General features: G+C 71.7%; 16 protein-coding genes and 1 pseudogene. 12 read left to right on the top strand and 5 right to left on the bottom strand.

Features of this window, described 5'->3' with window-relative positions:
* The first annotated feature begins 382 nt into the window (after positions 1-382).
* From ACFYZY_RS16630 to ACFYZY_RS16620, 3 genes are all read left to right on the top strand, one after another.
* Positions 383-1,147: an NUDIX domain-containing protein gene (locus ACFYZY_RS16630; protein WP_388694240.1), complete on the top strand. Its 765-nt coding sequence runs from the start codon at positions 383-385 to the stop codon at positions 1,145-1,147.
* A 121-nt stretch (positions 1,148-1,268) separates the two neighbouring features.
* Positions 1,269-3,107 carry an ATP-binding cassette domain-containing protein gene (locus tag ACFYZY_RS16625; RefSeq protein WP_388694237.1) on the top strand — a complete coding sequence of 613 codons (1,839 nt, stop codon included), beginning with the start codon at positions 1,269-1,271 and terminating at the stop codon, positions 3,105-3,107.
* Positions 3,108-3,267: 160 nt separating this feature from the next.
* A complete protein-coding gene (locus ACFYZY_RS16620; RefSeq protein WP_388694235.1) occupies positions 3,268-4,155 on the top strand; it encodes a FadR/GntR family transcriptional regulator in 888 nt (295 codons plus the stop codon).
* A 192-nt stretch (positions 4,156-4,347) separates the two neighbouring features.
* Here the strand turns inward: ACFYZY_RS16620 and ACFYZY_RS16615 are convergent, their stop codons facing one another.
* A complete protein-coding gene (locus ACFYZY_RS16615) occupies positions 4,348-4,578 on the bottom strand; it encodes a hypothetical protein (protein ID WP_388694382.1) in 231 nt (76 codons plus the stop codon).
* On the opposite strand from ACFYZY_RS16615, the gene ACFYZY_RS16610 reads away from it, so the two are divergent.
* Both ACFYZY_RS16610 and ACFYZY_RS16605 read left to right on the top strand, forming a co-directional pair.
* The gene (locus ACFYZY_RS16610) at positions 4,511-6,049 is read left to right on the top strand and encodes an RNA polymerase sigma factor (protein WP_388694232.1); all 1,539 of its coding nucleotides are present in this window, start codon (positions 4,511-4,513) and stop codon (positions 6,047-6,049) included. The two genes, ACFYZY_RS16615 and ACFYZY_RS16610, sit on opposite strands and share 68 nt — an antisense overlap.
* Before the next feature lie 142 nt (positions 6,050-6,191).
* Positions 6,192-7,010, top strand: coding sequence for a S1 family serine peptidase (locus ACFYZY_RS16605; RefSeq protein WP_388694229.1), 819 nt, complete (start codon positions 6,192-6,194; stop codon positions 7,008-7,010).
* A 159-nt stretch (positions 7,011-7,169) separates the two neighbouring features.
* Here the strand turns inward: ACFYZY_RS16605 and ACFYZY_RS16600 are convergent, their stop codons facing one another.
* Positions 7,170-7,400: a hypothetical protein gene (locus tag ACFYZY_RS16600; RefSeq protein ID WP_388694226.1), complete on the bottom strand. Its 231-nt coding sequence runs from the start codon at positions 7,398-7,400 to the stop codon at positions 7,170-7,172.
* A 432-nt stretch (positions 7,401-7,832) separates the two neighbouring features.
* On the opposite strand from ACFYZY_RS16600, the gene ACFYZY_RS16595 reads away from it, so the two are divergent.
* The 4 genes and pseudogenes from ACFYZY_RS16595 (at position 7,833) to ACFYZY_RS16580 (ending at position 12,559) form a co-directional block, all read left to right on the top strand.
* Positions 7,833-9,950 (top strand): type IIA DNA topoisomerase subunit B, encoded by a 2,118-nt coding sequence (locus ACFYZY_RS16595; protein ID WP_388694224.1) that lies wholly within the window; start codon positions 7,833-7,835, stop codon positions 9,948-9,950.
* A 113-nt stretch (positions 9,951-10,063) separates the two neighbouring features.
* Positions 10,064-10,385: pseudogene (locus ACFYZY_RS16590) on the top strand (DNA-binding response regulator); the annotation flags it as partial.
* A gap of 99 nt (positions 10,386-10,484) precedes the next feature.
* Positions 10,485-10,970 carry a DUF485 domain-containing protein gene (locus ACFYZY_RS16585; RefSeq protein WP_388694221.1) on the top strand — a complete coding sequence of 162 codons (486 nt, stop codon included), beginning with the start codon at positions 10,485-10,487 and terminating at the stop codon, positions 10,968-10,970.
* Positions 10,967-12,559: a cation acetate symporter gene (locus ACFYZY_RS16580; protein ID WP_388694218.1), complete on the top strand. Its 1,593-nt coding sequence runs from the start codon at positions 10,967-10,969 to the stop codon at positions 12,557-12,559. Before ACFYZY_RS16585 ends, ACFYZY_RS16580 begins: the two co-directional genes overlap by 4 nt.
* 19 nt (positions 12,560-12,578) lie before the next feature.
* Here ACFYZY_RS16580 and ACFYZY_RS16575 read toward each other — a convergent pair whose 3' ends face one another.
* Positions 12,579-13,268, bottom strand: coding sequence for a response regulator (locus ACFYZY_RS16575; protein WP_388694216.1), 690 nt, complete (start codon positions 13,266-13,268; stop codon positions 12,579-12,581).
* Positions 13,265-14,953, bottom strand: coding sequence for an ATP-binding protein (locus ACFYZY_RS16570; RefSeq protein WP_388694213.1), 1,689 nt, complete (start codon positions 14,951-14,953; stop codon positions 13,265-13,267). Before ACFYZY_RS16570 ends, ACFYZY_RS16575 begins: the two co-directional genes overlap by 4 nt.
* A 422-nt stretch (positions 14,954-15,375) precedes the next feature.
* Between ACFYZY_RS16570 and ACFYZY_RS16565 the strand changes: the two genes are divergently transcribed.
* On the top strand, positions 15,376-16,440 hold the full coding sequence (locus ACFYZY_RS16565) for a CobW family GTP-binding protein (protein WP_388694210.1): 1,065 nt from the start codon (positions 15,376-15,378) through the stop codon (positions 16,438-16,440).
* A gap of 145 nt (positions 16,441-16,585) precedes the next feature.
* On the opposite strand, the gene ACFYZY_RS16560 is transcribed toward ACFYZY_RS16565, so the two are convergent.
* On the bottom strand, positions 16,586-19,045 hold the full coding sequence (locus ACFYZY_RS16560) for a DNA topoisomerase (ATP-hydrolyzing) subunit A (RefSeq protein WP_388694208.1): 2,460 nt from the start codon (positions 19,043-19,045) through the stop codon (positions 16,586-16,588).
* A 181-nt stretch (positions 19,046-19,226) separates the two neighbouring features.
* On the opposite strand from ACFYZY_RS16560, the gene ACFYZY_RS16555 reads away from it, so the two are divergent.
* On the top strand, positions 19,227-20,579 hold the full coding sequence (locus ACFYZY_RS16555) for a M16 family metallopeptidase (protein WP_388694206.1): 1,353 nt from the start codon (positions 19,227-19,229) through the stop codon (positions 20,577-20,579).
* A 26-nt stretch (positions 20,580-20,605) separates the two neighbouring features.
* Positions 20,606-21,973 carry a M16 family metallopeptidase gene (locus ACFYZY_RS16550; protein ID WP_388694370.1) on the top strand — a complete coding sequence of 456 codons (1,368 nt, stop codon included), beginning with the start codon at positions 20,606-20,608 and terminating at the stop codon, positions 21,971-21,973.
* Positions 21,974-22,132: the final 159 nt, after the last annotated feature.

The raw sequence follows: 22,132 nt of genomic DNA, 5'->3' as shown, positions 1-22,132 counted from the left end.
GGGCATCTCGTGGAGCGCCGCCGCCCGTTCCCGTCGACTTCCTGCGGAAAACGCTCCGCGCGTGGACTTCGCGGGCTCCGGAACGAGGGCGGTCGCGGATCCCGGCCCGAACCCGCGGTGGGTCTCCGCGGAACCGGACCGGACCTGTCAGGAGGCGCCGGGCGTTCCGGTCGTCGGGCCCCGTGGTCACGGAGAACCGCGCACCGTACGGACGGCCGGGTGTGGTCTCGGTATGGTCGGGACAGCAGCGGAGGCGTTCGATCGGGGGTGTGACGGGATGCCGGGCACGGACATGAGGGAAGCTTCGCGGCACGTCGGGGAAGCCGTCGCCGAAGATTCCCCGGGACGTGCTTATCGTCAGGAAGACGACTATGATCCCGGCATGCCTCCCTACGACCCGTCGGCCTTTCCGCCCTTCGCCGTCACCGTCGATCTGGTCGTGCTCACCGTGCGGCGCCACGCACTCTGTGCGCTGGTCGTCAAACGGGGGGAGGCGCCGTTCAAGGGGAGCTGGGCGCTGCCCGGAGGTTTCGTGCGGGCGGAGGAGGACCTCGGTGCCGCGGCGGCGCGCGAACTGGTCGAGGAGACCGGCCTTCGTGCCCACGACCCGGCCGCACCGACTCCCGTGCCGAGCAACGGCGCGCACCTGGAGCAGCTGGCGACGTACGGGGCGCCCGACCGCGACCCCCGGATGCGCGTGGTCAGCGTCGCCCACCTCGCCCTGGCTCCCGACCTTCCCGCCCCCCGGGCGGGCGGCGACGCCAACAGCGCCCGCTGGGCCCCGGTCGAGGAGCTGCTCGGGGAGGGCGGGGCCGCCGGCGCCGAGGGCGAAGGGGCGCTCGCCTTCGACCACTCCAGAATCCTCGCCGACGGGGTGGAGCGTGCTCGATCCAAGATCGAGTACTCCTCCCTGGCCACTGCCTTCTGTCCGCCGGAGTTCACGGTCGGCGAGCTGCGGCGCGTTTACGAGGCGGTCTGGGGGGTGACCCTGGATCCGCGCAACTTCCACCGCAAGGTGACCGGCACGCCCGGCTTCCTGGTTCCGGCCGGTGGCACCACGACCCGTCAGGGAGGGCGTCCCGCCCAGCTCTTCCGTGCGGGTGGGGCGACCCTTCTCAATCCGCCCATGCTGCGCCCCGAGGTCTGAGGAGGGCGGAAATCCGGCGCCCCTGATGCCCGCCATGCGCCTCAAGTCCGAAATGTAGCGTTATCTTGCTGCGGTAGCGCCGCCCTGCCGCGGAGCGGTGTCACCTACCGCGAGAGAAGCGATGCTCCAGGCAATCGGACTCACCAGCACTTCCCGCCCCGGTCGTCCGCCCTCCGTGGACGATCTGACCTTCGACGCCCGGCCGGGTGCCGTGACCGCCCTTCTCGGACCCCGGGGCTCCGGCAAGACCACCGCCCTCCGCCTCATGCTCGACATCGAACCGGGGCGGGGGATCACCTACTTCCGCGGTCGGCCGCTGCACCGCATCGCCCACCCCCCTCGCGAGGTCGGCGTGCTCCTCGGCGACGTCCCCGCGCATCCCGCCCGTACGGTCCGGGGGCAGCTCCGGATGCTCTGCGCCGCCACGGGAGTCCCCGCCTCGCGCGCGGAGGAACTGGTGCGGGAGGTCGGCCTCGCCGGCCTGGAGCGACGGCGGATCGGCACCCTGCCGATCGGGGCGGATCGCCGTCTCGGCCTCGCCGCGGCGTTGTTGGGCGGCCCCCACACGCTGCTGCTCGACGAACCGGGCGCCGGTCTCTCCGCATCCGAGAGCAGGTGGCTGCACGCGTTCCTGCGTGCCCACGCCTCCGCGGGGGGCACGGTGCTCTACACCACGCGGGACCCCAAGGACGCGGCCCGCAACGCCGACCGGGTGGTCGCCGTCGACCGCGGCCGGCTCGTCGCCGACCAGGACGCGGCCGAGTTCGTCCGCACCCGGCTGCGTCCGCGGGTCGCCGTCCGCACCCCGCACGCCGCGCGTCTGGCCGCGGCCGTGACCCGGGAGGCGAGAGCCGCCCGCCGCCCGGTCGAGGCGGTCGCCGAGGACGGCAACCGTCTCCTCGTCTACGGCAGTGACTGCGCCTCCGTCGGTGACACCGCCTTCCGGCACGGCGTGCCGGTCCACCGCCTCACCGAGGAGGTCGGCGACACCGGTGCGACGGGCACGGCCGGAGGCGCCGACGTCCGTGGCGACGGCGGCGTCGGACGGCGTGCCGAACAGGGTGGTGCTCCCGGGAGGGCCGCGTCCGGGGGGGACGGCGCGGCGGCGTCGCGGTACACCGGACGGCCTCGCGCCACCGCGGCCGGTGACGCCCCGCCCGGGAGGCCGGATGCTGCCCGAAAGCCGGTCCGCGCGCCCTCGCGTCCGCTCCGGTACGAGGTCCACCGCCTTCTGGGCGTGCCGTCCACGCCCCTCGTGATGGGCGCCGTCCTGCTCGTCTCCGTGGCGTTCGCCCTCCTCCTCGGTCGCGGTGGCCGGACCGCGCTGCCCGCCGTCCTCGCCGGCTGGCCCGCGTTCTCCCCGCTGCCGCCCGCGGCTCTGGGGGCCGGATTGCTCGGCGCCCTCTCCTTCGCGGAGGAGTACCGCCATCCCGCGCTCACCGCCGGCCGTGGGGCCGTGGCCCGCGAACCCGCCCTGCTGCTGGCCAAACTCGCCGTGGCGGCGGCCGTCGCCCTCGTGCTCGGAGTGCTTGTCGTGATGGCGGCCCTGGGGGCGCTGCGGCTCGTCCACGGAACCGATTTGATCCCCGTTCCGGAGAACGCTCCCACGCTGTGGGCGAGTTGGCTGGGGTTGATCGTCGGCTGCGCCTGGGCGGGAGTGCTCGGGGCCGGCGTCTTCCGGGCCGCTGCGGCCGGGATGGCCGCGGTCCTCGCCGTACCGGTCGCCTTCGTCCCGCTGATGCAGAAGGTGTTGACGGGGCCGTCGGTGCGGTCGGCCGCCGGCCTTCCGGAGCGGCTGCGCGCGTTTGTGGGGCCGCACTGGTCGCCGGTCGTGGACCAGTGGCTGACGGCGGCGCTGCGGGTGGTCGGACAACCCGCAGGAGTGGCCCTTTCGTTGACGTTGACGGGGTTGCTCTGCGCTTATGTGCTCACCGGACTGCGCCGCAGGGCTCGTTGGTGATCGTGTGCAGACCGAAAGGTTCCGCCTGATCGACAACTCTTTTGCGTTATGCACTATATGACCGATTAATCGTCAATTGTGTAAGGGGTGCTGATCACCCTTTCGTGTGCTTTTCAGCAAAGACCTCAAGGGCTGTCGAAGCAGCGCCGACAAAAGATGCGTGAGTACCCTTGCGCACACCATGATGACCGCCGCCCGCTCCGTCGACCCCGGCCTCGGCGCCCCGGGCGATCTCGACCGCTACCCCTACCCGGAGGCGCCCGCCGCCGGTCGTGTGGGCCCCTCCTCGTGGGAGGGGGTGGAGACCGACCTGGGCCGCGTCGGACGCAGGAGCACCGGCAGCCGGGGTCGGGGACTGCACGGACAGCTCGTCCAGCAGCTCGGCCAGATGATCGTCTCCGGTGACCTCGGCGCCGACCGTCCGCTCGTCCCCGAGGAGATCGGCCAGCGGTTCGAGGTCTCGCGCACCGTGGTGCGCGAGTCGCTCCGTGTGCTCGAGGCCAAGGGGCTCGTCAGCGCCCGTCCCAACGTCGGTACCCGGGTCAGGCCCGTCAGCGACTGGAACCTCCTCGACCCCGACATCATCGAATGGCGCGCCTTCGGCCCGCAGCGCGACGATCAGCGCCGTGAGCTGAACGAGATGCGCTGGACCATCGAACCCCTGGCCGCCCGCCTCGCCGCCGGACACGGTCGCGAGGACGTGCAGCAGCGCCTCGCCGACATGGTCGAGATCATGGGGCACGCCTTCACCCAGGGGGACGGCACCACCTTCTCCCGGGCCGACACGGAATTCCACTCCCTCCTCATCCAGCTCGCCGGGAACCGCATGCTGGAGCACCTCTCCGGCATCGTCGCCGCCGCGCTCCAGGTCTCCGGCGGCCCCGCCACCGGTTGCGACCGGCCGAGCGAGGCGTGCCTCGCGCACCACGGCCGGATCGTGGACGCGCTCGCCGCCGGAGACGCCCAGGGGGCCGAGGCGGCCATGCGGCAGCTGCTCGTGGTCCACCCCGAGGGGGAGCGTGTCGTTCCCGCTCCCCGCGAACACTGACCCGCGAGCCGCGGCCGGGCGCCGAGGCGTACGCACCGGGTCCCGGGAGTTCGGCGGAGCCCTCCCGCGAGGCTTCGGGGTTTCGGCGGTACGAATGTGCACTGATCCACCGGTCTGGGCTGTTCGTCGCAAATAGGGTGTGACTCGGGCCACGAAGATTGGGCGTAACACTCCTCCGGGCCGTGCGATGACCTAAGAGGTGACAGCCGAGGAAGGAATACAGCAGCCGTCCCAGGCGCTGTGCAGTTCCCCGGTCCAGCCCGCGCCGTCGGCACACTCCCCGTCGACGGTCGTCGGCTCCAGCCCGATCCAGGGCGGGGCCGGAAGCCGTTTCCATCGTTCCGAGAGGTTGTTCGTGTCGGCCAGCACATCCCGTACGCTCCCGCCGGAGATCGCCGAGTCCGAGTCTGTGATGGCGCTCATCGAGCGGGGAAAGGCTGATGGGCAGATCGCCGGCGATGACGTGCGTCGGGCCTTCGAGGCTGACCAGATTCCGCCAACCCAGTGGAAGAATGTTCTGCGCAGCCTCAATCAGATCCTCGAGGAAGAGGGTGTGACGCTGATGGTCAGTGCAGCGGAGTCGCCCAAGCGCGCCCGCAAGAGCGTCGCAGCGAAGAGCCCGGCCAAGCGCACCGCCACCAAGACCGTCACCGCCAGGACGACCGTGACGAAGTCCACCGTCTCGGCCCCCGCGGCCGAAGGTGCCGACTCGGCCGACGAAGCGGGCTCGCCCGCCAAGAAGGCGGCCGCCAAGAAGACCGTCGCCAAGAAGGCGGTCGCGAAGAAGACCGTCGCCAAGAAGACGGCGGCCAAGAAGACCGCGTCCAAGAAGGACTCCGACGAGCTCGTCGAGGGCGAGGAGCTGATCGAGGACGTCGCGCCCGGCAAGGGTGAGGAAGAGGAGACCGAGGGCGAGGCCAAGGGCTTCGTCCTGTCCGACGAGGACGAGGACGACGCTCCCGCGCAGCAGGTCGCCGTCGCCGGTGCCACCGCCGACCCGGTCAAGGACTACCTCAAGCAGATCGGCAAGGTCCCGCTGCTCAACGCCGAGCAGGAGGTCGAACTCGCCAAGCGCATCGAGGCCGGCCTGTTCGCCGAGGACAAGCTCGCGAACTCGGACAAGCTCGCCCCGAAGCTCAAGCGCGAGCTGGAGATCATCGCCGAGGACGGCCGCCGGGCCAAGAACCACCTCCTGGAGGCCAACCTCCGTCTGGTGGTCTCCCTCGCCAAGCGCTACACCGGCCGGGGCATGCTCTTCCTGGACCTGATCCAGGAGGGCAACCTGGGTCTGATCCGCGCCGTCGAGAAGTTCGACTACACCAAGGGCTACAAGTTCTCCACGTACGCCACCTGGTGGATCCGTCAGGCGATCACCCGCGCCATGGCCGACCAGGCCCGCACCATCCGCATCCCGGTGCACATGGTCGAGGTCATCAACAAGCTCGCGCGCGTCCAGCGGCAGATGCTCCAGGACCTGGGCCGCGAGCCCACCCCGGAGGAGCTGGCCAAGGAACTCGACATGACCCCCGAGAAGGTCATCGAGGTCCAGAAGTACGGCCGTGAGCCCATCTCCCTCCACACCCCGCTGGGTGAGGACGGCGACAGCGAGTTCGGCGACCTCATCGAGGACTCCGAGGCGGTCGTCCCGGCCGACGCGGTGAGCTTCACGCTCCTCCAGGAGCAGCTGCACTCCGTCCTCGACACGCTCTCCGAGCGTGAGGCGGGTGTCGTCTCGATGCGCTTCGGCCTCACCGACGGCCAGCCGAAGACGCTGGACGAGATCGGCAAGGTCTACGGCGTGACGCGGGAGCGGATCCGCCAGATCGAGTCGAAGACGATGTCGAAGCTCCGCCACCCCTCGCGTTCGCAGGTGCTGCGCGACTACCTCGACTGAGTCGTACGCGACGCGGAACGTCACGCCGAAGGACCCGGCTCCCCGGAAGAGGGAGCCGGGTCCTTCGGCGTGCGGGGGTGCGCCGGGGCCGCCGGTGCTGGACTCTGGGTGAACAGATGTCACCGGAGAGTCAGGAGGCTCCATGCGTGGTTCCCTCACCCGAGCGCTGACGGGTGTTCTCGGCCTGATCACCGCGGCGGCGGGACAACTCGCCGTCGCCGCCCCCGCGACCGCCGACGGTGTCGTGGTGGGCGGCAGCCGGGTCCGGATCGCGGACGCGCCGTGGGTCGTGGCGCTGTCCAGCCGTGACCGGTTCGGAGGTGCGCGCGCGGGACAGTTCTGCGGTGGCGTGGTCGTCGCGCCGACCAAGGTGCTCACCGCGGCCCACTGCCTGGGCAGGGAGGTCCTCGGAGGCGAGCCGGGGGAGGTGTCCGACTTCGCGGTCGTCGCGGGCCGTACCGCGCTGCGTGGCCAGGGCGGTCAGGAGGTGCGGGTCTCCGGCGCCTGGATCAACCCCGGCTACGATCCGGCGGCCAACACGGGAGACCTGGCGGTGCTGACGTTGGCGAGGGCGCTGCCGGAGTCGTACGTGATCGGCGTCGCCCGCGGCGGGGACGCCGCGTACGCGCCCGGGACGGCCGCACGCGTCTACGGCTGGGGGGACACCACCGGAAACGGTTCCTACGCCTCCACGCTGCGTACGGCGAGCGTCCAGGTGCTGCCGGACACGGCGTGCGAGCGGGCGTATCCGGGCGGTTCCGGCGTGCGGTACCAGAAGGACACGATGATGTGCGCGGGGGACCCACGAGGCGGCAAGGACGCGTGCCAGGGGGACAGCGGGGGTCCCCTGGTGGCCCGGGGGCTCCTCGTGGGGCTGGTGTCCTGGGGCAGCGGGTGCGGGCGGGCGGAGAGCCCCGGTGTCTACACGCGCGTCTCCGCCGTGCTGCCCGAACACTTCTGAGCCGGGGTCCGCGGAAGGCGCCGGGGGTGCCGCGCCGGACTCCGCCGCGGTCGACCGGGGCGGAGGAACGAGAACGGGCGGCCACCCTCCTCGGAGAGAGGGGTGACCGCCCGCCGTCCGGTCAGTGACCGACCCTGGGCTCGTCGTGGATGCGGGGCGTCAGTGTTCGTCACCCATCGTGCGGGCCGGCGCATCGGTCAGCCGGTCCGTCTCATCCTGTATCTCAACGGCGATCTTCTTGAGTTCCGGCTCGAACTTACGTCCGTGGTGGGCGCAGAAGAGCAAGTCACCTCCGCTGGTCAGAACGACACGCAGGTAGGCCTGGGCGCCGCAGCGGTCGCAGCGGTCAGCGGCCGTCAGGGGGCTCGCGGGGGTCAGAACAGTAGTCACGTCGCCTCTTCTCTAGCTCGACGAGCTGTCGTACCAGGGTCAACATCCAACCAGGCCGAAAACGTTCCCGCTCGTGGCTTTTCCTTGAAACTTCTTCCAAGGTGGCTGTCTGTTGCCGGTTGCGGCGAATGAGCCGTATTGCGTCGCACTACGGTTTTCGCGTTGCTTGTCTCGGTCGGCCCTCCCGGCGTGGTTGCCGGTTGTTCATGAGGACGTGCCCGGAGCCTAAATGGTTCATGCCTGGAAGGGAACGTGATGTTCGCGTCAGCCCTCCGAGGGATCGAACATCTATGCGACTCTGGACTAGCATGAGGAAACGGGGAGGGTGGCGTGGCAACGGCTCTACCAGGCATCGGTACGCTCTGAACCGGTGAACCGACGCCGGGCCTTACCCATCGGGCCAGATTTCAAATTCAGCGAGGAGCGAACCGCGTGACCGCCGAAACGTCCGTGCCGTCCAGTGCGCTGCTGACCGCAGACCGTGACGGTTCCAACTACACCGCGCGGCACCTGCTCGTACTCGAAGGGCTCGAAGCGGTTCGCAAGCGCCCCGGGATGTACATCGGGTCCACCGACAGCCGCGGCCTGATGCACTGCATCTGGGAGATCATCGACAACTCGGTCGACGAGGCCCTCGGCGGCTACTGCGACCACATCGAGGTCCTCCTCCACGAGGACGGCTCCGTCGAGGTCCGGGACAACGGCAGGGGCATCCCGGTCGACGTCGAGCCGAAGACCGGTCTCTCGGGCGTCGAGGTCGTCATGACCAAGCTGCACGCCGGCGGAAAGTTCGGCGGCGGTTCGTACGCGGCCTCCGGCGGTCTGCACGGCGTCGGCGCCTCCGTGGTCAACGCCCTGTCGGCCCGTCTCGACGTCGAGGTCGACCGGAACGGCGCGACCCACTCGATCAGCTTCCGCCGCGGCGTCCCCGGAGTCTTCACGGAGCAGGGGCCCGACAGCCCCTTCGACCCGGCCAACGGGCTCCACAAGGGCAAGCGGATCCCCAAGACCCGCACCGGCACCCGCGTCCGCTACTGGGCGGACCGGCAGATCTTCCTCAAGGACGCCAAGCTCTCCCTGGAGACGCTCCACCAGCGCGCCCGGCAGACCGCCTTCCTCGTGCCCGGCCTCACCATCGTCGTCCGCGACGAGCGGGACCTGGCCGGCATCGGCAAGAGCGAGGAGACCTTCCGCTTCGACGGAGGGATCAGCGAGTTCTGCGAGTACCTCGCGCAGGACAAGGCCGTCTGCGACATCCAGCGCCTCACCGGACAGGGCACCTTCAAGGAGACCGTCCCGGTCCTCGACGATCGCGGTCACATGACCCCCACCGAGGTCACCCGGGAGCTCGCGGTCGACGTCGCCCTGCGATGGGGCACCGGCTACGACACGACGGTCAAGTCCTTCGTCAACATCATCGCCACCCCCAAGGGAGGCACCCACGTCTCCGGCTTCGAGCAGGCCGTCACGAAGACCGTGAACGAGGTGCTGCGCTCGGCCAAGATGCTGCGGGTCGCCGAGGACGACGTCGTCAAGGACGACGCCCTGGAAGGGCTCACGGCCGTCGTGACCGTGCGTCTCGCGGAGCCGCAGTTCGAGGGGCAGACCAAGGAGGTGCTCGGCACCTCCGCTGCCCGCCGGATCGTGGCGAACGTGGTGGCCAAGGAGCTCAAGGCGTTCCTCACCTCCACCAGGCGGGACGCCAAGGCGCAGGCCCGCGCCGTCCTGGAGAAGGCCGTCGCGGCGGCCCGGACCCGGATCGCGGCCCGGCAGCACAAGGAGGCGCAGCGCAGGAAGACCGCGCTGGAGTCCTCCTCCCTGCCGGCCAAGCTCGCCGACTGCCGCAGCGACGACGTGGAGCGCAGCGAGCTCTTCATCGTCGAGGGGGACTCCGCGCTCGGTACGGCCAAGCTCGCCCGCAACAGCGAGTTCCAGGCCCTGCTGCCGATCCGCGGCAAGATCCTCAACGTGCAGAAGTCGTCGGTCTCGGACATGCTCAAGAACGCCGAGTGCGGTGCGATCATCCAGGTCATAGGAGCGGGTTCGGGCCGCACCTTCGACATCGACGCGGCCCGCTACGGCAAGGTCATCATGATGACCGACGCCGACGTCGACGGCTCCCACATCCGCACCCTGCTGCTGACCCTCTTCCAGCGCTACATGCGGCCCATGGTCGAGGCGGGGCGGGTCTTCGCGGCCGTACCCCCGCTGCACCGCATCGAACTCGTCCAGCCGAAGCGGGGCCAGGACAAGTACGTCTACACGTACTCGGACAACGAGCTGCGGCAGACCCTGCTGGAGTTCCAGCGCAAGGGGGTCCGCTACAAGGACTCCATCCAGCGCTACAAGGGCCTGGGCGAGATGGACGCGGACCAGCTCGCGGAGACCACCATGGACCCGCGCCACCGCACCCTGCGCCGGATCAACATCGGTGACCTGGAGGCGTCCGAGCAGGTCTTCGACCTGCTCATGGGCAACGACGTGGCACCCCGCAAGGAGTTCATCACCAGTTCGGCGGCCACTCTCGACCGCTCGCGCATCGACGCCTGAGGCGCTCCGCCCGTGGGTGGAGGCACATGCTCCACCCACGGGTCGATCACACGATGCCTGACTCTCCGTAGTGCTGTGGTGACGGATGGGATGGGGGTGGGTGCGGACCGTGGATGCCCCGCTGCGACGGTGTCGGGGCCACCCGCCGGATCCGCGAGCGGCGCCTCGGAGCGGAGGTCGTGGTGCTGGCCGCGTACGCCGACGACATCTCCTTGTTCCCGGTTGTTCCCGGCGTTGCGGGCCGGTGCGCGCGGACGCCTCGCCGAGGGCGCCGGCGGAGGGGAGACCGCAGGACGCCCGCGGATCTCCACGGCGACGGTGGAGACCCGCATCGACGACCTCTTCGCCAGGACCGGAGCACGCGACCGCGCGCAGGCCGTGCGGTACGCATATCAGCACGGGCTTGTCAGGGTGCCCGGAGGAAAACTCACCTGATGGGGTGAAGTTGGAAGGGAGAAGAGTCCGGGAACTTCCCGCTCTGTCCATCCTTGGATGCGCGGCCGAAACGGTCCGCTGACAAGGAGAGTTGGACCGGTGGAGCAGGTGGACAAGCAGGAGGGGCGCGGCACTTCGACGGTGCCGGCCGACGACCCCTGGTACGACGTGACGACCCCGGGCCGGGAGGGGTGGGCGGAGAGCGGAACGGCCGGTGACGGCCATCGGGGCACGGTGCCGCGGCAGCGGGTCCCCAGCGCGGCGGAGATCTACCTGGAGGTCCAGCGCAGCCCCGCCTTCCAGGAAGTGCGCGGCCGCTACCGCCGGTTCGTCTTCCCGGCCACCTCCGCCTTCCTGCTCTGGTACCTCGCCTACGTCGTGGCGGCGACCGCCGCGCCGGAGCTCATGGCCCGGCCGGTCGCCGGAGCGGTGAACGTGGCGATGGTCGCGGGACTCGGGCAGTTCCTCACCACCTTCCTGCTGACCTGGGCCTACGCGCGCCACGCGCGGCTGCGCAGGGACCGGGCGGCGCTGGAACTGCGCTGGGACACGCAGGAGATGACCCGAGGGGCGGCACAGCGGTGACCGGAGACCACCAGACCCTGGCGCTCGTGCTGTTCAGCGTCTTCGTCGCCGTGACCCTGGGCATCACCACCTGGGTGAGCCGCAGCCGACAGGGTTCGGCGGAGGAGTTCTACGCCGGCGGGCGGCTGTTCTCACCGATGGAGAACGGCTTCGCCATCGCCGGCGACTACATGTCGGCGGCGTCCTTCCTCGGCATCTCCGGACTGATCGCGCTCTACGGCTACGACGGCATGCTGTACTCGATCGGCTTCCTCGTCGCCTGGCTGGTCGTCCTCCTGCTGGTCGCCGAACTGGTCCGCAACTGCGGGCGGTTCACGCTGGCCGACGTCGTCGCCGCGCGGATGTCCGAGCGTCCCGTGCGGATCGCCGTCGGGACGTCCTCGGTGGCCGTCTCCGTGCTGTACCTCGTGGCGCAGATGGTGGGCGCCGGAAGCCTGGTCGCCCTGCTCCTCGGCGGCACCGGCGAGGCGGCCCGCTCCTGGACGGTGATCGGCGTGGGGGCACTGATGGTGATCTACGTGTCGCTCGGCGGCATGCGGGCCACCACCTGGATCCAGATCGTCAAGGCGGTCCTGCTCATGGCGGGCACGGTCGCGCTCACCGTCCTCGTCCTGCTCCGTTTCCACGGCGACGTGAACGGTCTGCTCTCCACCGCCGCCGAGCGCAGCGGCCACGGCCCCGGCTTCCTCGCCCCCGGACTCCGGTACGGCGGCGACTGGACGGCCCGCCTCGACTTCATCAGCCTCGGCATCGCCCTGGTCCTGGGCACGGCGGGGCTGCCGCACATCCTGTCGCGCTTCTACACCGTGCCGACCGCCCGGGCCGCCCGGCATTCCGTCGTCTGGTCCATCGGCCTCATCGGCAGCTTCTACCTGATGACCATCGTGCTCGGCTTCGGCGCGGCCGCCCTCATCGGCCCCGACGAGGTCCGCGCGTCCAACGCGGCCGGGAACACCGCCGTACCGCTCCTCGCGCTCGACCTCGGCGGAGGCGCGGGCTCCACCGGGGGCACCGTGCTCTTCGCGGTGGTCGCCGCCGTCGCCTTCGCGACCATCCTCGCCGTCGTCGCGGGGATCACCCTCGCCTCCTCGGCCTCCGTCGCCCACGACCTCTACGCCTCGCTGCGCCGCCGGCACGCGAGGCAGTACAGCGAAGTGGCCGTGGCCCGGGTCGCCGCGGCCGTGATCGGCGCCGCCGCCATCGGCCTCGGACTGCTCGCCAGCGACCTCAACGTGGCCTTCCTCGTCGGCCTGGCCTTCGCGGTCGCGGCCTCCGCCAACCTGCCGGTGCTGCTCTATTCGCTGTTCTGGCGGAAGTTCACGACCAGGGGGGCGGTCTGGTCGGTGTACGGCGGTCTGGTTCCGGCCGTGCTGCTGGTCCTGTTCTCACCGGTCGTCTCCGGTGCCCCCGAGGCGCTGTTCCCCGGCGTCGACTTCCACCTCTTCCCGCTCCAGAACCCGGGTGTGGTGTCCGTTCCGCTCGGTTTCCTCGCCGGCTGGATCGGTACGGTCACCTCCGCCGAGCCGCCCGACGAGGCGCGGCACGCGGAGACCGAGGTCCGGGCGCTCACCGGAGCGGGAGCGGTCTGACCCGGTCCCGTTCCGGGCGTCAGACGGCGGCCGGTGGAGTCGTCCAGGTGTACTGGTGCTCGGGGCGGCCCGTCTCGCCGTACCGGAGCGAGAGGCGTACGCGGTCGGCGCGCTCCAGGAGCTTCAGGTAGCGCTGGGCGGTCTGGCGGCTGACGCCGGAGCGCTCGGCGATCTCCTGCGCGGACAGCGGGCCGTCGGCGGCGAGCAGGACCTGCCGGACCAGTTCGGCCGTGGTGGGGGAGTGGCCCTTGGGCAGGTCGGGGGCGACGGAGCCCGCCGACAGGGCTCCGAAGATCCGGTCCACCTCGACCTGTTCGGCCTCGCCCCCGCCCTCCAGGGTGCGGCGGAGCGTCGCGTACGCCTCCAGTTTGGCGCGCAGTCCGGCGAAGTTGAACGGCTTGACCAGGTACTGGAGGGCACCGTGCCGCATCGCCGCCTGCACGGTGGCCATGTCCCTGGCCGCCGTCACCATGATCACGTCGCACTGGTGGCCACGCGCGCGGAGTTCGCGTACCGCCGCGAGGCCGTTCTCGTCCGGCAGGTAGTGGTCGAGGAGGACCAGGTCCACCGGCCGCGCGTCCAGGGCGGCGAGCGCCCCGGCGGTCGAGTGGGCGGTGGCGACGACCCGGAAGCCGGACGTCTTGGCGACGTAGGCGGCGTTGATCCGGGCGACCCGCACGTCGTCGTCCACCACGAGTACGTCGATCATCGCGCCTCCCCGGCCGGTCCCGGTGACGCGGTGGGCACGCCGGGCCCCGGGTCGTCCGAGGGGTCGGAGAGCGCGTCGGGGAGGACGACGGTGAACCGGGCGCCGCCGTCGGGGCCTCCGGTCACGGTGGCGGTTCCGCCCCGGCGCTCGGCGAGTCGGCGCACCAGGGCGAGACCGAGTCCGCGCTTTCCGTGGGACGGAAGGGGCTTCGTCGTCCAGCCCTCGGTGAAGATCAGTTCACGGCGGTCCTCCGGCACACCGGGCCCGCTGTCCGAGACCCGCAGGACGACCGCCCGGCCCTCGGCGCGGAAGGAGACGTCGATCCGTGCTTCGGGGGTACCCGCGGCGGCGTCCAGGGCGTTGTCGACGAGGTTGCCGACGACGGTGACCAGTTCGCGAGGGTCGACGAGCCGGTCCGGCAGCAGGGAACCGGACGCGATCCGCAGCGAGACGCCGCGCTCGGCGGCGACGGTGGCCTTGCCGACCAGGAGCGCGGCGAGGAGCGGGTCGTGGACCTTCTCGGTGACCTGCTCGGCGGTGGCCCGGTGCACCCCGACCACCTCGGTGACGAATTCCACCGCGTCCTCGTACATCTCCAGTTCCAGGAGGCCGAGGAGGGTGTGCATCCGGTTGGCGTGCTCGTGGTCCTGGGCCCGGAGGGCGTCGATCAGGCCCCGGGTGGAGTCCAGCTCGCGGCCGAGGCGTTCCAGCTCGGTGCGGTCGCGGAGGGTCGCCACCGCGCCGCCGTCGTCCGTGGGCATCCGGTTCGCGATCAGTACCCGGTGTCCCCGGACCGTGACCAGGTCCTCGCCGGTGACCCGGCCCGCGAGGACGTCGGAGGTGCGGCCCCGGCCGAGGACCTCGTCGAGCGGCCGGCCCGCGGCCTCGGGGCCGAGGCCGAGGAGCCGCTGCGCCTCGTCGTTCATGAGCCGTACGGAGCCGTTGCGGTCCAGGGCCACGACCCCCTCCCGGATGCCGTGGAGCATGGCCTCGCGTTCGGCGAGGAGGGCGGAGATGTCGGAGAAGGCCAGGTCGTGGGTCTGCCGCTGGAGACGCCGGGAGATCAGGTACGCCGCCAGGGCCCCGGCCGCGAGCGCCCCGCCGGCGTAGGCCAGGAGGCCGGGGATCGCGGCGAGGAGCCGGGCGCGGACGCTGTCGTACTCGATGCCGACGGAGACCGCTCCGACGATCCGCCCGTCCGCGTCGCGCAGCGGCACCTTGCCGCGCGCCGAGCGGCCCAGGGTGCCGTCGTCGATCTCCATCACCTCCCGCCCGGCCAGGGCGGTGCTGGGGTCGGTGGAGACGAGCCCGCCGATGCGGGCGGGATCGGGGTGCGACCAGCGCACTCCTCGCGTGTCCATGACGACGACGTACTCGGCGCCCGTGGAGGTCCGGACCCGCTCGGCCTCCGTCTGCACCGGGCCCCGCGCGGACGGCGGCCCGGCGTCGAGACCGGCGGCGAGCCGGGGCGACGCGGTGGCCCCGGCGATGGCCAGGGCGCGCCGCATGGCCTGGTCGTCGAGCTGTGCGCCGAGCGGAGCCAGGAAGAGTCCGGTGGCGAGGACGGTCACGCCGGTCGCGATGGCCAGCTGCATCAGCAGGACCTGCGAGAACACCCGCTGGGGCCACCCGAACCGCCGACGGCGCGCGAGGGGGCACGCAAGGCCGGTCTGTGCGGGGTTCATGTCCGAAAAGGTACGGGGAGACACCCCGGGACGGGAAACGAGCCTCCCGGACGAAGGGCACCGGGCCGGTCGCGGAGGCCCGGACGGTGGGGGGAAGCGCTGTGGGGACCACGCGAAGGGCGGGGGAGAGAGCCGGGGCCGGGACGGAGACGAGGGGGGAGGACGAGGGAGGACGGAAGGCCGGGACGGAGACGAGGGGGGACGGAAGGCCGGGACGGGGCGTGCGGGGGCCGGGGCCGGCGGGCGGAGGCGGCGCGCGTGCGGGGGCGGGAGCGGGGTAGGACCCGGAGGACCGCAGCGGTACCCGCGGCACCGCGCCGTTCCGGAGCCCGCCACCGGCCGGACGGACGCCTATCCTGGGCCTTTCCGCGGGGTGGCGTGCCACGGAGACCGCGACCGAGTACGACCGGAGGCACGTTCCCTTGACCACACAGCAGATCCCCGTCGTCGTCCTGGCAGGGTTCCTCGGGGCCGGGAAGACCACGCTCCTCAACCATCTGCTGCGCAGCGCCCGGGGCACCCGCATCGGGGTCATGGTCAATGACTTCGGCGACATCGGCATCGACGCGATGACCGTCGCCGGCCAGGTCGGCTCCACCGTCTCCCTCGGCAACGGCTGTCTGTGCTGCGCCGTCGACGCGAGCGAACTCGACGAGTACCTGGAGGTCCTGACCCGGCCCGAGTCCCGGCTCGACGTGATCGTGATCGAGGCGAGCGGACTCGCGGAGCCGCAGGAACTCGTCCGCATGGTGCTCGCCAGCGAGAACGGGCGGACCGTGTACGGAGGGCTCGTCCAGGTCGTCGACGCGGCCGAGTTCGAGACCACCCGGCAGCGGCACCCCGGGACCGACCGGCACCTCGCCGTCGCCGATCTCGTGGTCGTCAACAAGATCGACCGGGTGCCCGGGGACGAGCTGCGGGCCGTACGGGAAACGGTGGCGGAACTCGCCGGACGCGCCGCAGTGGTCGAGACCTCCCACGGACGCGTCGACCCGGAACTGCTCTTCGACCGGGTCGCGCCGGACGGCGAGATCGAGGGCCAGATGTCGATCGAGGACGTCCTGTACGAACCCGGCGAGACCGATCAGGAGCACCCGCACGCGGACTACGAGGCGTTCTCGCTGACCGCCTCGACGCCGCTCCATCCGCGCCGTCTGATGGAGTTCCTCGACGCGCGCCCCGAGGGCGTCTACCGGATCAAGGGCTTCGTCGACCTCGGCGCCGCCGACCCGGTCAACCGCTACACCGTCCACGCGGTCGGGCGCTTCCTCCGGTTCTACCCGGAGCCCTGGCCCGCCGGCGAGGAGCGCCTCACCCAGCTCGTCCTGATCGGCTCCGGCACCGACGCGGCCCGTCTGCGCAAGGACCTCGCCGCCTGCGAGCTGAACGGCCCGGAGGACGTGCCCGACGAGCACAGCATGTGGGGCGTGCTGCGGTATGTGCAGCAGACGGAGCAGGACCCGGGCCAGGAGGACGCGGTCTCCTGAGCTGACCGGGACGGGGCGGGGCGGGCCCGCCGAGCCGACGCCGACCCGGCGGCGCGCCCCGGACCCGGCCCACGGCCTCCGGCGGACGCGAGAGGCCCCCGGAGGCGGTGCTTCCGCCCGCCTCCGGGGGCCCGGGTGAATCCGGTCAGACGGCGGGGCCCGCCACCACGTCCACCGGCTTCGCCAGCGGCGTGCCCGAGCCGTCGCGGCGGGGGTCGGCCTCCGGGAGGTCGACCGGGGCGCCGGTCTTCTGGGCGGCGCGGGCCGGGGCGGCCCCCGCCCAGGCCAGGACCAGGACGTCCTCGCCCTTCAGGAAGCGGTGGCAGCGGACACCGCCCGTGGCACGGCCCTTGCGCGGGTACTGGTCGAAGGGCGTCAGCTTCGCCGACGTCCCGACGGAGGAGTCCAGGGCGCCCGTGGAACCCGCGACCGTGAAGACGACGCCGTCCGAGGCCGGATCGACGGCCGTGAAGGAGACGACCTCGGCGCCCGCCGCCAGCTTGACCCCCGCCATGCCGCCGGCCGGCCGGCCCTGGGGCCGTACCTGGGACGCCTGGTAGCGCAGCAGCTGGGCGTCGGAGGTGATGAAGACCAGGTCCTCCTCGCCCGTCCGCAGCTCGGCCCCGCCGACGATCCGGTCGCCGTCCTTGAGGGTGATGACCTCCAGCTCGTCCTTGTTCGCCGGGTAGTCCGGCACCACCCGCTTCACCACGCCCTGCGCCGTGCCGAGCGCGAGACCGGGCGAGGACTCGTCGAGCGTGGTCAGACAGACCACCGTCTCCCCCGCCTCCAGGGAGAGGAACTCCGACAGCGGCGCGCCGCCCGCCAGGTTCGGGACGCTCGCGGTGTCCGGCAGCCGCGGCAGGTCGATCACCGCGAGCCGCAGCAGTCGGCCGGCCGAGGTCACCACGCCGACGTCACCGCGCTGGGTGGCCGCCACCGACGACACGATCACGTCGTGCTTGACCCGCTTCGCGTCCGGGTCGGCCCCGGGCAGCTCCGCCGTCGCCGTACGGGCCAGCAGGCCGGTCGAGGAGAGCAGCACCCGGCACGGGTCGTCCGCGACCTCCAGGGAGACGGCCGTGACGGGCGCGCCCGCCGATTCCAGGAGGACGGTCCGCCGGTCCGTGGCGAACTTCTTGGCGACCGCGGCCAGCTCCGCCGAGACCAGCTTGCGCAGCTCCGCGTCGGAGTCGAGGATTCCGGTCAGCTCGTCGATCTCGCCGTTGAGCCGGTCGCGCTCGCTCTCCAGCTCGATCCGGTCGAACTTGGTGAGGCGGCGCAGCGGGGTGTCCAGGATGTACTGCGTCTGGATCTCGCTCAGGGAGAAGCGCTCCATCAGGCGCTCCTTGGCCTGCGCCGAGTTCTCGCTCTCCCGGATGAGGCGGATGACCTCGTCGATGTCGAGCAGCGCGACGAGCAGGCCCTCGACCAGGTGGAGCCGGTCGCGCTTCTTGGTGCGGCGGAACTCGGAGCGGCGGCGGACGACCTCGAAGCGGTGGTCCAGGTAGACCTGGAGGAGCTCCCTGAGGCCGAGGGTGAGCGGCTGTCCGTCGACCAGCGCCACGTTGTTGATGCCGAAGGACTCCTCCATCGGCGTCAGCTTGTAGAGCTGCTCCAGGACCGCCTCCGGCACGAAGCCGTTCTTGATCTCGATGACCAGGCGCAGACCGTGGCTGCGGTCGGTGAGGTCCTTGACGTCCGCGATGCCCTGGAGCTTCTTGGAACCGACCAGGTCCTTGATCTTGGAGATGACCTTCTCGGGGCCCACCGAGAACGGCAGCTCGGTCACGACGATGCCCTTGCGGCGCGCCGTCACGTCCGTCACGGTCGCGGTGGCGCGGATCTTGAAGGTGCCGCGACCCGACTCGTACGCGTCCTTGATGCCGGAGAGGCCGACGATGCGGCCGCCGGTCGGCAGGTCCGGGCCGGGCACGAAGCGCATCAGCGCGTCGAGGTCGGCGTTCGGGTGCCTGATCAGATGACGGGCGGCCGCGACGACCTCGCCCAGGTTGTGCGGGGGCATGTTGGTCGCCATGCCGACCGCGATGCCGGAGGCGCCGTTGACCAGCAGGTTCGGGTAGGCGGCGGGCAGCGCCGCCGGCTCCTGCTCCTGGCCGTCGTAGTTCGGCGCGAAGTCGACCGTGTCCTCCTCGATGGACTCGGTCATGAGCAGCGCGGCCGGGGCCATCCGCGACTCGGTGTACCGCATGGCGGCCGGCGGGTCGTCGTTCCCGAGGGACCCGAAGTTGCCGTGGCCGTCGACGAGGGGGAGGCGCATGGAGAAGGGCTGCGCCATGCGGACCATCGCGTCGTAGATCGACGCGTCGCCGTGCGGGTGCAGTTTGCCCATCACCTCGCCGACCACACGGGCGCACTTCACGAAGCCGCGGTCGGGCCGCAGCCCCATCTCGTTCATCTGGTAGACGATGCGGCGCTGGACGGGCTTCATGCCGTCGCGGGCGTCGGGAAGCGCGCGCGAGTAGATCACCGAGTACGCGTACTCGAGGAAGGAGCCCTGCATCTCGTCGACGACGTCGATGTCGAGGATCTTCTCCTCGTACGCGTCGTCCGGCGGCGGTGTTTTCGTGCTGCGGCGGGCCATCGCGGCTGCGGCTCCTTCACCAACATGGTTGCTCTGACGCGGACCATTGTGGACCGTGCCACCGACAACGCCGACCGCGACCCGGAAGAGGGACATCTCGAACGGGCGGGAACTTCGCCAGGTGTCGGCGCGCTTGCATACAGTGGCAGGACTTTTTCACATCGCGATCGAAGGGACGTACATGCCCATGGGTCACACGGCCACGGCCGAGGCCGGCTCCGGCGGCCTGACAGCGACCGAGCACCGGCTGGCGAACGGCCTGCGCGTGGTGCTCTCGGAGGACCACCTGACCCCGGTCGCCGCGGTCTGCCTCTGGTACGACGTCGGCTCGCGCCACGAGGTCGAGGGCCGCACGGGCCTTGCCCACCTCTTCGAGCACCTGATGTTCCAGGGCTCGAAGCAGGTCCACGGGAACGGTCACTTCGAGCTGGTGCAGGGTGCGGGCGGCTCGCTCAACGGCACGACGAGCTTCGAGCGCACCAACTACTTCGAGACCATGCCCACGCACCAGCTGGAGCTCGCGCTCTGGCTGGAGGCCGACCGCATGGGCTCGCTCCTCGCCGCCCTGGACGACGAGTCCATGGAGAACCAGCGGGACGTCGTCAAGAACGAGCGCCGCCAGCGCTACGACAACGTGCCGTACGGCACGGCCTTCGAGAAGCTGACCGCCCTCGCCTACCCGGAGGGCCACCCCTACCACCACACGCCGATCGGCTCCATGGCCGACCTGGACGCGGCCACCCTGGAGGACGCGCGGAACTTCTTCCGCACGTACTACGCCCCGAACAACGCGGTGCTCTCCGTCGTCGGCGACATCGACCCGGAGCGGACCCTCGCCTGGATCGAGAAGTACTTCGGCTCCATCCCGTCCCACGACGGCAAGCCGGTCCCGCGCGACGGCTCGCTGCCCGACGTCATCGGCGAGCAGCTCCGCGAGGTCGTCGAGGAGGAGGTCCCGGCGCGCGCGCTGATGGCCGCCTACCGGCTGCCGCACGACGGCACGCGCGCGTGCGACGCCGCCGACCTGGCCCTGACGGTCCTGGGCGGCGGGGAGTCCTCCCGCCTGCACAACCGCCTGGTCCGCCGCGACCGCACGGCCGTCGCCGCCGGTTTCGGCCTGCTGCGGCTCGCCGGGGCGCCCTCGCTCGGCTGGCTGGACGTCAAGACGTCCGGAGGCGTCGAGGTCCCGCAGATCGAGGCGGCCGTCGACGAGGAGCTGGCCCGGTTCGCCGCCGAGGGGCCCACGGCCGAGGAGATGGAGCGCGCCCAGGCCCAGTTGGAGCGCGAGTGGCTGGACCGGCTGGGCACCGTCGCGGGCCGTGCCGACGAACTGTGCCGGTTCGCCGTGCTGTTCGGCGACCCGCAGCTCGCCCTCACCGCCGTCGACCGGGTCCTCGACATCACCGCCGAGGAGGTGCGGGAGGCCGCCGCGGCCCGGCTGCGCCCCGACAACCGCGCGGTGCTCGTCTACGAGCCGGTGGCCACCGAACAGAGCGAGAGCGACAGCGACGAGGAAGAGGGGGCGGACCAGTGACCGACGCTGCCGTGTCTTTGACGAGCATGGAGTTCCACCCGCGGCCGACGCCGGGCACCGCACGCCCCTGGGCCTTCCCGGCCCCGGACCGCAGTGCCCTGGAGAACGGCCTGACCGTGCTCACCAGCCACCGCCCCGGCCAGCAGGTCGTGGCCGTGGAGCTGTTCCTGCCGGCCCCGCTGGACGCCGAACCCGCCGGTCTCGACGGCGTCGCCACCATCATGGCCCGCGCGCTCTCCGAGGGCACGGACCGGCACACCGCCGAGGAGTTCGCGGCCGAGCTGGAGCGCTGCGGCGCCACGCTCGACGCGCACGCCGACCACCCCGGCGTACGGGTCTCCCTGGAGGTCCCGGTCTCCCGGCTGCCCAAGGCGCTCGGTCTGCTCGCCGAGGCGCTGATCGCCCCGGCGTTCCTGGAGACCGAGGTCGAGCGCCTGGTGCGCAACCGCCTCGACGAGATCCCGCACGAGACGGCCAGCCCGGCCCGCCGGGCCGCCAAGCAGCTGTCCAAGGAGCTGTTCCCGGCCGAGTCCCGGATGTCCCGGCCGCGCCAGGGCACCGAGGAGACCGTCGCGGCGATCGACGCCGCCGCGGTCCGCGCGTTCTACGCGGCGCACGTGCGGCCCGCCACGGCGACCGCCGTGGTCGTGGGCGACCTGACCGGGGTGGACCTGGAGAAGGTCCTGGCGGAGACGCTGGGCGCCTGGACCGGCGAGCCGGGCGAGCCGCTTCCGATGCCGCCGATCACCGCCGACGACACCGCGCGGGTCGTCGTCGTGGACCGCCCCGGCGCCGTCCAGACCCAGCTGCTCATCGGCCGGATCGGTCCCGACCGGCACTCCAGCGTCTGGCCGGCCCAGGTCCTCGGCACGTACTGCCTGGGAGGGACCCTGACCTCGCGTCTGGACCGGGTCCTGCGCGAGGAGAAGGGCTACACGTACGGCGTGCGGGCCTTCGGCCAGGTGCTCCGTTCCGACGCCGGGGGGAACGGCGCCGCGATGCTCGCCATCAGTGGCTCCGTGGACACCCCCAACACGGGCCCGGCCCTGGACGACCTGTGGAAGGTGCTGCGCACCCTGGCCGCCGAGGGGCTCACGGACGCCGAGCGGGAGACGGCCGTGCAGAACCTGGTGGGGGTGGCGCCGCTCAAGTACGAGACGGCCGCCTCCGTAGCCGGAACGCTCGCCGACCAGGTCGAGCAGCACCTCCCGGACGACTTCCAGGCGCAGTTGTACGCGCGCCTGGCCGAGACGGGCACCGTCGAGGCGACCGCCGCCGTCGTCAGCGCCTTTCCGGTGGACCGGCTCGTCACCGTCCTGGTGGGTGACGCGGCGCAGATCGCGGAACCGGTGCGCGCGCTCGGCATCGGTGAGGTCACCGTCGTCAGCGGCTGACCGTCCCCCGCGGGGACGGCGGTCCACCACCGCCGTCCCCGCGACCGGGGCCCGGATGTGACGGCTCGTCAGGAAAATCCCTTGTGGGAAGGGCGTCCGCGGAGGAGTTCCCGCAAGGGAATTGTCCGCATTGGCGGCAAGAGTGATCCTCTGCCCTGT

This window comes from Streptomyces sp. NPDC001744 (genome assembly GCF_042892575.1).
Classification (GTDB): domain Bacteria; phylum Actinomycetota; class Actinomycetes; order Streptomycetales; family Streptomycetaceae; genus Streptomyces.
The sequence above is the reverse complement of the archived record's forward strand: the minus strand, read 5'-3'. Positions and strand labels throughout refer to the sequence as shown.

What these genes read in the sequence shown, in the direction of transcription:
- ACFYZY_RS16605 (WP_388694229.1), top strand. Translation starts at nt 6,192, where the DNA reads ATGCGTGGTTCCCTCACCCGAGCGCTGACGGGTGTTCTCGGCCTGATC.
- ACFYZY_RS16560 (WP_388694208.1), bottom strand. Translation starts at nt 19,045, where the DNA reads ATGGCCCGCCGCAGCACGAAAACACCGCCGCCGGACGACGCGTACGAG.
- ACFYZY_RS16615 (WP_388694382.1), bottom strand. Translation starts at nt 4,578, where the DNA reads ATGAGCGCCATCACAGACTCGGACTCGGCGATCTCCGGCGGGAGCGTA.
- ACFYZY_RS16570 (WP_388694213.1), bottom strand. Translation starts at nt 14,953, where the DNA reads ATGAACCCCGCACAGACCGGCCTTGCGTGCCCCCTCGCGCGCCGTCGG.
- ACFYZY_RS16630 (WP_388694240.1), top strand. Translation starts at nt 383, where the DNA reads ATGCCTCCCTACGACCCGTCGGCCTTTCCGCCCTTCGCCGTCACCGTC.
- ACFYZY_RS16550 (WP_388694370.1), top strand. Translation starts at nt 20,606, where the DNA reads ATGGAGTTCCACCCGCGGCCGACGCCGGGCACCGCACGCCCCTGGGCC.
- ACFYZY_RS16575 (WP_388694216.1), bottom strand. Translation starts at nt 13,268, where the DNA reads ATGATCGACGTACTCGTGGTGGACGACGACGTGCGGGTCGCCCGGATC.
- ACFYZY_RS16555 (WP_388694206.1), top strand. Translation starts at nt 19,227, where the DNA reads ATGCCCATGGGTCACACGGCCACGGCCGAGGCCGGCTCCGGCGGCCTG.
- ACFYZY_RS16625 (WP_388694237.1), top strand. Translation starts at nt 1,269, where the DNA reads ATGCTCCAGGCAATCGGACTCACCAGCACTTCCCGCCCCGGTCGTCCG.